Raw genomic sequence first — 10,250 nt, forward strand, 5'->3', positions numbered from 1 at the left:
ATTGTAGAGATTCTTCCTTCGTCAGAATGACAAATAAGGGTGGTGCACTTTAATTAGGAAAGACAGTTCCTTTGTTATTCTGAGTAACCTAGTAAAACAATACAATAAAACTAGCAACTTTGTCATTCTGACGAAGAAAGAATCTTAACATGTTACTCAGCTACTATGTGGTTAGGATCGTTTAAGGTTTTAGCAATCGACTTCTAAGATCAAAATAAAACTTCCACACTAATCATACATTTTGTCATTCTGACGAAGGAAGAATCTAATCAACACGATCACAACAACACGCTAAAAACAGTCCGTTATTCACACAATTCAAAATACTTATTATTCAAACACTTAACAATAATTGTATAGATTCTTCCTTCGTCAGAATGACAAATAGGTATAATGCTCATTCTGAAAATACTTAACAATCATTGTAGAGATTCTTCCTTCGTCAGAATGACAAATAAGGGTGGTGCACTTTAATAAGAAAAGACAATTCCTTTGTCTCTGAATAACCTAGTAATACAATAAAACTAGCAACTTTGTCATTCTATCAAATTATGGTAGTTCATACTATCTGAAAATTCAACAATATTGATTCTATAGCATCAAGCCTCTTCCAAGCAATTAACGTCTAAACTAGCCCCGATTGCAGCGGCATCCTTTTATGATTTTTTTCAAAACATAAAAGATATAGCGGAAAGCGGGAGGAATCATCAACAATACCGCATTAGTCTGCTCCTTAAAAAATAAATAATCCTATTTTTGTAGTCTAAAATTTGGCTTTGAAAACGACACAATTTAAAAATACAAGCATCGCATACGCTGATACTGGCAAAGGAACTGCAGTTGTGCTGCTCCATGGTTTTTTGGAAAATCAAAAAATGTGGGAACAGTACATCGCTCCTTTTTCTAAAAAAAACAGAGTCATCACAATTGACTTATTGGGTCATGGTGCAACGGAATCCTTGGGTTATGTGCATTCCATGGAGGATAATGCCGATGCAGTGCATGCGGTTTTAGCGGAATTGCGAATTAGAAAAGCAGCTTTTATAGGACACTCGATGGGTGGTTATGTAGCCTTGGCTTTTGCCGAATTGTACCCTGATTTTGTAAAAGGTTTAGTTTTATTAAACTCCACTGCAAATGCCGACAGCGAGGAAAGAAAAACAAATCGAGACCGCGCGATTAAAGCGGTGAAACAAAATTACAAAGGCTTTGTAAGTTTAGCAATTGCTAATTTATTCAGTGACAACAACCGCGAAAGACTACGCGTTGAAATTGAAAATGTAAAAACCGAAGCGCTAAAAACGCCACTTCAAGCCATCGTTGCCTCACTAGAAGGAATGAAAATAAGGTTAGATCGAGAGGTTTTACTGCACTTAACTCCCTATCCTAAATTACTAATATTAGGGCAAAAAGATCCTGTTTTAGAATACGAGGATACTAAAAAGCAAATTGTAAATACGGATGTAGCTTTAGTTACTTTCCCTGATGGACACATGTCACATATCGAAAATCAAGAAGAACTTACAACCGTTTTATTACAGTTTTTAAAAAAGATTTAATAAAACCCTTCTCGTAAATAGCCTTTTTCAATTAGTTCGTCTTTGCTCTTTAGGTGATGCACTTTTCCTTCCTTTAGCAATACTAATTGGGTTGAAATTGCAATAACATTTTCGTAATTATGATCCGTAATTACAATTCCTTTTTCATTAGAGTGCGTTCTAATTAGATGATTCACTTGTTCGATCATTAATGGCGACAAACCATTGTAAGGCTCGTCTAATAGTACAAAATTAGCCGCATTGCAGAGAATTAATTTTATCTCAAGGTAGCGCGATTCTCCTCCAGACAAATGACTTACTTTTTTATCCTTTAAAGTCTGAATGAACTCATCTTGATAAAATTCGTCGAGTTTATTTTTAGCTATTGAGAGCGAAATAGCTTTAGTAACGGTAAAATGATTCGGAATAAAACTTTCTTGGGAGAGGTAACTTATCTCTTGAAATAAATCTTTGGTGCTAGTTTTCACTATACCATCAAGACGAACAAACTTAAAATCAGCGGCTTCAATTCCGAAAATAATTTTAAGCAAGGTTGATTTTCCAGATCCATTTCGACCTAGCAAACCAATGATGTCAGCCGTTTCGCATTTTAGATACACATCAGAAAGAATTGACTTCGTATCAAAACTTTTTTGTACACTATCGATTTCAAGGATATGTTTTTTCAAAATAGCTTGATAATGAAATTAAATAGAAGACTGACAAAAACCAGAGCTACGAAATTGAAACACCAAGCATACAACCACAGCTCCAATTTAGAAATACTGTTCTTGTAATAAAACAAATATTCGTTTTTAGCCTTGAATTCTTTTGCTAACAAACTTACTGTAAAACCCACAGTCAAAAACGTGTACTTAAACGCAAAAAAACCTAAAAAAAGAACAGGTAAAACACAAAAAGCTAAATTAATAACTAAGGTGCTTTTGAAAAATTCGAATATATTTAGTGCTTTTCTGATATCTATTCTTTTATGTAAAGAAAATAAAAACTCATCAGTAATGTGCTAAAAATCTGTTAATTAAAACCGAACAGATTTAGCACTAAAAAACTAAACTACTTTTTCCTCAAAAGGAATGTTCTGATCTAAAATCTCTTGAAGTAACAATACAATTTGCTCGAGATAATTATTCATTATTGCATCGTTGATAATAAATTCACTGTCTTTTTCCTCTTTAAAATTAAAAGGTAAAAATCCCGACTTTAAATTCTTAAACGAGATAATTCCCGCCTCAATTGGCTTTCCATTAACTTCATTCTCATACATAAAAGCATAGGCTAAAACCTGAATAATTTTATCGTTTTTAATCTCCTCCGTAAGTCCCTTCCACGTTTTCAGGGTTACACTCGCTTTTTCAACTTTTCCTGTTTTGTAATCTATAATTCGAATTGTACCATTTCGTTCTTCAATTCGATCCACATTTCCTTTTATCAATACCGGAAAAGGTAAACTAGGATGGGTTAACGTTCTTTGAAATGTTTGTTCTAAAGCGATGATCTTGATTGCATCGCCTGCCTTGATGCTTTCTAGTTCTACTTTCAGGAAGTTAGAAACATTCCGTTTAGCCACTTCAAAAGCTAGGAGGTTGCGTCCTTTTTTAATCTCTCCCTCTTTGTAAACTACTTTAAACTGCTTGAGAACCTCGGCATCAATTAATTTAAAACAATTTTCGATAGCCGCCTCAGAAATAAACTTTCCAATAAACGGTTCATACAATACTTTTAATGTTTCATGGATAATGGTTCCCAAAGTATTCAACGCTATATTCTCTTCGACTTCTTCGACTTCGCGGATACGTAGAATTTTTTGAAAATAAAACTGAATTGGATTCCGAATATAACTTGTCAGTGCAGATGGTGAAAAACCTACAGTAGCAATCTCTTTCAAGCGGTCCATCACACTATCCGATTTTTCGATAACCATAGGCTTGTAAGCCGTCTCAGGCAAAACGGCATTATAGATCTCATGCGATAAATTGTGATTGGGCTGTTTTTCTACTTCTAACTGCGTTATAAACCTACTTTTCTCACCAGCATCTAGTCCATCACTTTCAGTATTGTAAAGTAAATAAATATTTTTAGCCCGCTGCAATAAATGATAAAAGTGATAGGTATAAATAGCATCTTTTTCTTTGAAAGTTGGTAATCCTAACTCGCGTTTCACATCATATGGAATAAAGGAATTCTGAGATTTTCCCGCTGGAAACTTCCCTTCATTCATGGAGGTAACAATAACCGTGTCAAAATCAAGAACACGACTCTCTAACACTCCCATAATTTGTAAGCCATTTAGTGGTTCACCCTCAAAAGAAACTTCGGCTAGATCAATTACCTGTTTGTATATGGCGTAGAGTGTGTCAATTTTATCTATGTGTTCATGTTGCGAATAATAATTAATCAGCTTATTAATTACTTTAAAAATAGCAAATACGAACGCTTTGGTTATTTTCTCCTCTTCATTATCGTTGCTCAAATTATTTTTGATCGTTAATAATAAATTAGAAACCATTTGTAATACAGCCATAGAACCATTGTTCCATTTAGTAAACAGCAAGGAGAATAATTCTGTTGGTTCCTGATGTAGATCAAGTACCTTTTGATGCGTAATAAAGGTATAATTATTTTGATTGATTGTGTTTACTAATCCAGACGTTTTAGCATACGGCTCTACTAATGGATGCGCTAAAATATCCAATACATCTTTGTAATAAAACACATAACTTTTTTCGTTTCGAGACAAAGCGTTAGTATGCATTTTAAACAGTTTGGCAATCAATATTTGTGCAGGATTGTTCTTGCTCGAATAACCCATGGTGATATTTAAAGCACCTACCGTAGATGGTAAGGAATATAATAATGGAACGAGAACATTTTCCTCACCCAGAACAACCGCCACTTTATCCAAAGAAGTTCCTGGATTATCGCTAATTATTTTTTCAATTATGGTTCCAGTAATTTTAGCTTGACCAATAGTTTTCGGCGTACCAATAACTTGAATATTCTTCGCTTCAGCAAAATCATTCGCGATCCATTCAAAGGGGTTGGACTTATAATGTTTCCAATTCGCCTTAAAACGTCTTAAAAACAGTCCCGCATCATGATACGGATCGTTTAAGAAAGTTTGATCAGCGTCCCAATATATTTTGGCTTGATCGGAAGCAATGAGATGTTGAATTATTTTCTCTTCGGAAGCATTTAAGGCATTGAAGCCTGCAAATACATATTTTTTATCTGTAATTGTTTTTGAATAAGGAATGAGATTGTCGACTGCCTGACGGTAAATTAGTCCTTGGTACCCAATCCCCTTTTTTAGAAGATGCGCATACAGCGATTGATAATAATTAGGTAGTAATTTCCAGAAATCAATGTAGTTTTCGAGCAGTTGTGTTTTATTCTCTACTTCGATTCCCCACTTTTTGATATCCTCAATATCCTTTAAGTAGGACAACACATAATTAGGGTCTAATAGGTAGCGATCGATTTCGTTAAAATCTTGCAAGAGCATTTTTGCCCAATTAGCAAATAACTCGAAGGATTGTTGGTTAGATTTTTCAGTGACTGACAGGTACACTTCATAGAATTCAAATAACAACTCTATAGGATCGACAGTACGAATAGCAGCAATATCTTGAATAAAATCTTCAATACTAATAATTTCCGGAGAAAGTATATTAGCACTCACTTGTTTCTTTAAAGCTGCGATTAAGAATATCTTAGCTCTCTTATTGGGTAAGACTACAATAGTATCCGATAATGTATCAGAGTAATCTTGAATTAAAATCTGTGCAATTTTTTCTAGAAACGAATTATTTATCATTTCATAAAAATAAAAAAAACGCCCCGATAAATCGAGGCGTTTTCTTAAAATATTTTGAATCAAATTATTTCACTAATTTCACTTCAGTTCTTCTATTTAATGCTTTACCAGCAGCAGTTTTGTTAGTAGATACTGGAGTAGTTTCTCCAAATCCAACCGTACTAATTTTGCTTGAGTTGATTCCTCTTTGTACTAAAGCTTCTTTTACTGCAGCAGCTCTATCATCAGAAAGACCTTGGTTGTATTCATTACTTCCATCAGAATCTGTGTGACCTTCAATTAAGAAGTTAGAGTTAGGATAATTTTTAAGAACTTCTGCCATTGCATCTAATCTTTGTGGAACATCTTTTTCTTTGAAAGTTGATTTTCCACTGTTGAAGTAGATGAATCTAGCTTGCATGTTTAACTCGTCCATTGCCTCAGCAGTTACTTCAGGACAACCTTTGTTACTTGCTGGACCTGCAACTGTCGGACACATATCGTCTTTGTCATAAACACCATCTTTATCAGTATCTGGCCAAGGACAACCTGCATTATCTTTAGGACCTGCAACTGTAGGGCATTTGTCATCTTTATCAGCTACTCCATCTCCATCAGCATCTGGACAACCTTTCAATGCTGCTAAACCAGCAACATCTGGACAAGCATCATCTTTATCTGCAATTCCATCACCATCTGAATCAGGACACCCTTTTAATGAAGCTAAACCAGCGATATCTGGACAAGCATCTTCACTATCTTGGATTCCATCTCCATCAGTATCAGGACAACCGTTGAATTGAGCTAAACCAGCAACTTCTGGACAAGCGTCATCTTTGTCATAGATTCCGTCTCCATCAGTATCTTTACCTCCAAATTTGAAAACAATACCAGCAGTGTGTTGGAAGTAAGAAGGTGAAATTGGGAAACCGACTGTTGACATTCTATCTCCAAAAGATTTTTTATAAGTAGTTCCAAATTCTAAACCAACATTTTCTGACAACCAAAATGTAAGACCTACACCTCCATTAACAGTACCATAACTTGATTTTCCTAGAAAAGTGTAACCTCCACCTAAGTTCACACTTGGATCAATTACTTTTGATTTGATTAGATTAGCAAAACTATATCTAACAGCTCCATCAATTCCGTAATACATCAAATCACCTGGGTTAGTAACCAAAACAGGCTTAACATCCACTACAAATTTATCCATTTTGTTAACAGATCCCTGTAAAGATACAGAAAAATTACTTCCAACAAATTTAGATACTTTAAGATAAGAAACAGATGGAAGGATATTCCAATTGTCTTTTACATTGTACATTTGATCAAAATGGTGGAAGCCTTCTTGGCCAGCACTTGTTCTAGTATCTACTGCGTTTACTCCAAAAGCAAGAGCCCATGGGTTGTTACTGTCTTGTGCGTGAGATGTTAATCCCATCACTATCATTACAGCAACTAAGAGTTTGTTAAGATGTTTCATACTTAAAAATTTTAATTACAATTTAGTTAATTATTAGCAAAAGTAATGCGTAAATCTTTAACTACAAAATAGAATGTTAAAAAAAAAACAAAATGTGAGCTAAAAATGGCAATTTTATAATTTCGAAACAAAATTATATAACTTTTAAGTCTGTACCAACTGCAACGAACGCAGCAATAGCATGGTCTAACTGCTCTTTTGTATGCGCTGCACTTAGCTGTACTCTTATTCTTGCTTTATCTTTTGGAACAACAGGAAAAAAGAATCCGATTACATAAATACCTTTTTTTAGTAACTCATCGGCCATAGTTTGTGATAATTTAGCATCATAAAGCATTACAGGAACTATTGCAGAGTCACCATCAACGATATCAAATCCTGCTTTTTTCATGCCCGCCTTGAAATAGTTTGTATTCCATTCTAATTGATCTCTTAATGTAGTGTCTTTCTCTAACAACTCAAACACCTTAATAGAGGCTCCAACGATTGCTGGCGCTAGAGAATTTGAAAATAAATACGGTCTTGAACGCTGGCGTAATAATTCTATTACTTCTTTCTTAGCGGTAGTATATCCTCCCATAGCTCCACCTAAAGCCTTACCAAGTGTTCCTGTAATTATATCAACTCTACCCATTACGCCTTTTGCTTCTAGCGTACCTTTACCTGTAGCCCCAATAAATCCTGCCGCGTGGCATTCATCAACCATAACCATCGCATCGTACTTATCAGCTAAATCACAAATTTTATCTAAAGAGGCTACTATACCGTCCATAGAGAAAACACCGTCAGTAACAATTATTTTAAAACGACTTCCCGCTTCATTCGCTTTGATCAACTGCTGCTCTAAGTCGGCCATATCATTATTGGCGTAACGATAACGAGCTGCCTTACACAAGCGAACTCCATCAATAATAGATGCATGATTTAAACTATCTGAAATAATAGCATCCTCCTCACCAAACAAGGGTTCAAAAACTCCTCCGTTTGCATCAAAAGCAGCAGCGTATAAAATCGTATCTTCAGTTCCGTAGAATTCAGAAATTTTTCTTTCTAATATTTTGTGAATATCTTGTGTCCCACAAATAAAACGTACCGACGACATTCCGAAACCGTGCGTGTCCATAGCGTCTTTTGCAGCCTGAACAACTTCTGGATGTGACGACAATCCTAAGTAATTGTTGGCACAAAAATTCAGAACTTTTTCACCAGTCGAAATGGTAATCTCCGCATCTTGAGCAGAGGTGATGATTCTTTCCTTTTTAAAGATTCCGTTATCTTCTATCGTTTGCAATTCTTTTTGCAAATGCTCTTTTAATTTTCCGTACATAACTTATCGTGTATTTTGTTTAAAGTTTTTCTTAAGGCCACCGTTTATCGAATGACCTCAATAATTCGAGTATTCGTATCGTACTAAACTCTCTTTTAGTAAGGGTAAGCTTTTACGAATAATTCATTTTTGCGCTACAAATTTACTACATCGATTTCTTTTCCGATGTAAATCAGTGCTTTTTTTACGACTTTGTAACCCATAAGTTCAATCGCATGTTGGTAATTCTCCAATTGCTTTTGATATTTTGCATTATGCGCTCCTGTCTTATAGTCTAATAAATAAACCTCCTTAGCTTGGTTCACAACCATTCTATCTGGCTTGATGGTGTTTCCTTCTTTTTGAATGATGGTTTGCTCGTTCAATACAATATTCCCCGGCACGAAGCATATTTCTAACTCCTTATGATTCACAATATCCAAAATCGTTTGGCGAACCAATTCTTTCTGTCCCACATTAATTAAGCCATTTTCTATCGCTTTCTCGACAGCTAGCGCTAAATCGTCTTTTGTTTTCACAAAAGATAAAATTTCGTGTACCACATTACCATATTCAATAGATTCCTGCTGATGCGTTCCCCACATCAAAGCTTCGCGTTGGGCGATTTTTATATTCTTAGGATTCAATGTTTCTGCCACTTGCTCTATCTTTTTTGAAGTATCAATATGTTTTGAGCCTTTGGATAATTTTATATTACTTCCAAATTCATATTCCAATTGCTCTGGATCAAAACCATCTTTACTGTCTAAATAATTGATAAAGAAAGTAGACATGTCATTCGTTTTCACCTCTCCTTTGCTAGTTAAATTCATATTTGAAATAACGTACAACTGCTCCTCTGCCCGTGTTAATGCTACATATAAAACATTGATATTATCGAGTAATTCTTCTTGCTTTTTTAAATCAAAAACGGCTTTAGCTTCTTTACCAAATCCTTCAACAGCAATACTATTATCGATTAGCACTTTCGGTAATCCAAAATCCATTCCCTCTCCAGCTAACCATAATTTATCTTTTGGTTTCCTACTATAATCTTCCTCGGCAAAAGGCATGATGACAACTGGAAATTCCAAACCTTTTGATTTATGAATAGTCATGATACGTACTGCGTTATTTCCTTCGGGAGACGGAATACTAAATTTACTAGAATTCTTATCCCAAAAATTTAAGAAATCAGCGATTCCAGCTTGGTTGCGCACATCGCGTTCCAATACAATATCTAGGAAGTACTGTACATAAGCTCCGCCGCCTTTGGCAAGTTTGGGAGATAAAAACTTAGCAATCACAATTTCTACTGCCTCATAGAGTGATTTTTTTCTAATGTTTTGAAAAGAAAGTGAAATATCAAAACTCATTAACCAATGTTCAAAATCGGCTTCATTTTTATATTCCATTCCTTGTGCGATGAAATCATGGACAGCTAATCGATCCTGAACATGTTCCCCGATATAATGCAGGAAGTAGGCTTTTGCCTCCAAGTCGGAGTTGTTTTTAAGGTATTTCAAAAGGTGAATGATCAAACGAACTTCAGTTGCGTTTTGAATCATCAAAGTCTCGGAAGACAAAAGCGGTATGTTTTGCTCAGTCAAATAATTAGCTATAGCTACTCCTTGATCCCTTTTACGGGTCAAAATCACGATGTCTTTGTACTCAAAACCTTTTGACAAGACTTTTTTTATAGTGGTTAATGTAGTTAAAACATATAATTCTGTTTTGTCTAACGCTTCATCATTATCTTCGACGGTATCAACTTTTGGAATAAATGAAATATTGACATAGCCACCTATTTTACTATTCGCTTTTTGATGGCTATGATTTCCATACAAATCCTTGTAATCAGGATGCTTAAATTCGGCCGAAAGCAGTTTGAAAAATTCGTTATTAAAATCAATGATTTGTGAATACGAGCGGTAGTTTTTATCCAGGTGCTCTAGTTTTTTATCAGGATTGCTAAATGGATTCGCCTCTTTGCTTAAGTCAATAAACTGCTCCGCTTTCCCTCCGCGCCAACGATAAATGGATTGTTTGGGATCACCTACAATCATTAAAGTTCCTTTTTCGCCATATACATCTTGTCCCGCAAGT

General features: G+C 35.1%; 6 protein-coding genes. 1 reads left to right on the forward strand and 5 read right to left on the reverse strand.

Going from position 1 to position 10,250, the window contains the following annotated elements; all coding sequences use genetic code 11:
- Positions 1–776 precede the first annotated feature (776 nt).
- Positions 777–1,559: an alpha/beta hydrolase gene (locus tag P8M54_RS04250; protein ID WP_300285558.1), complete on the forward strand. Its 783-nt coding sequence runs from the start codon at positions 777–779 to the stop codon at positions 1,557–1,559.
- On the opposite strand, the gene P8M54_RS04255 is transcribed toward P8M54_RS04250, so the two are convergent.
- The 5 genes from P8M54_RS04255 to P8M54_RS04275 form a co-directional block, all read right to left on the reverse strand.
- Positions 1,556–2,227, reverse strand: coding sequence for an ATP-binding cassette domain-containing protein (locus tag P8M54_RS04255; protein WP_300285559.1), 672 nt, complete (start codon positions 2,225–2,227; stop codon positions 1,556–1,558). The two genes, P8M54_RS04250 and P8M54_RS04255, sit on opposite strands and share 4 nt — an antisense overlap.
- 380 nt (positions 2,228–2,607) lie before the next feature.
- Entirely contained in the window at positions 2,608–5,373 is a 2,766-nt protein-coding gene (locus tag P8M54_RS04260; RefSeq protein WP_300285561.1) for a PD-(D/E)XK nuclease family protein, read from the reverse strand.
- A gap of 64 nt (positions 5,374–5,437) precedes the next feature.
- The gene (locus tag P8M54_RS04265) at positions 5,438–6,838 is read right to left on the reverse strand and encodes an OmpA family protein (RefSeq protein ID WP_300285563.1); all 1,401 of its coding nucleotides are present in this window, start codon (positions 6,836–6,838) and stop codon (positions 5,438–5,440) included.
- 133 nt (positions 6,839–6,971) lie between these two features.
- The gene (kbl, locus tag P8M54_RS04270; protein ID WP_300285565.1) at positions 6,972–8,165 is read right to left on the reverse strand and encodes a glycine C-acetyltransferase; all 1,194 of its coding nucleotides are present in this window, start codon (positions 8,163–8,165) and stop codon (positions 6,972–6,974) included.
- A 134-nt stretch (positions 8,166–8,299) separates the two neighbouring features.
- A partial coding sequence (locus P8M54_RS04275) for a 3'-5' exonuclease (protein ID WP_300285566.1) occupies positions 8,300–10,250 on the reverse strand: 1,951 nt, incomplete at its 5' end.

The sequence above is a fragment of the Flavobacterium sp. genome (assembly GCF_029242675.1).
Classification (GTDB): domain Bacteria; phylum Bacteroidota; class Bacteroidia; order Flavobacteriales; family Flavobacteriaceae; genus Flavobacterium.

Bases quoted from the DNA above. Each gene is read 5' to 3' on its own strand.
- P8M54_RS04265 (WP_300285563.1), bottom strand. From the start codon at position 6,838: ATGAAACATCTTAACAAACTCTTAGTTGCTGTAATGATAGTGATGGGA.
- kbl (WP_300285565.1), bottom strand. From the start codon at position 8,165: ATGTACGGAAAATTAAAAGAGCATTTGCAAAAAGAATTGCAAACGATA.
- P8M54_RS04260 (WP_300285561.1), bottom strand. From the start codon at position 5,373: ATGATAAATAATTCGTTTCTAGAAAAAATTGCACAGATTTTAATTCAA.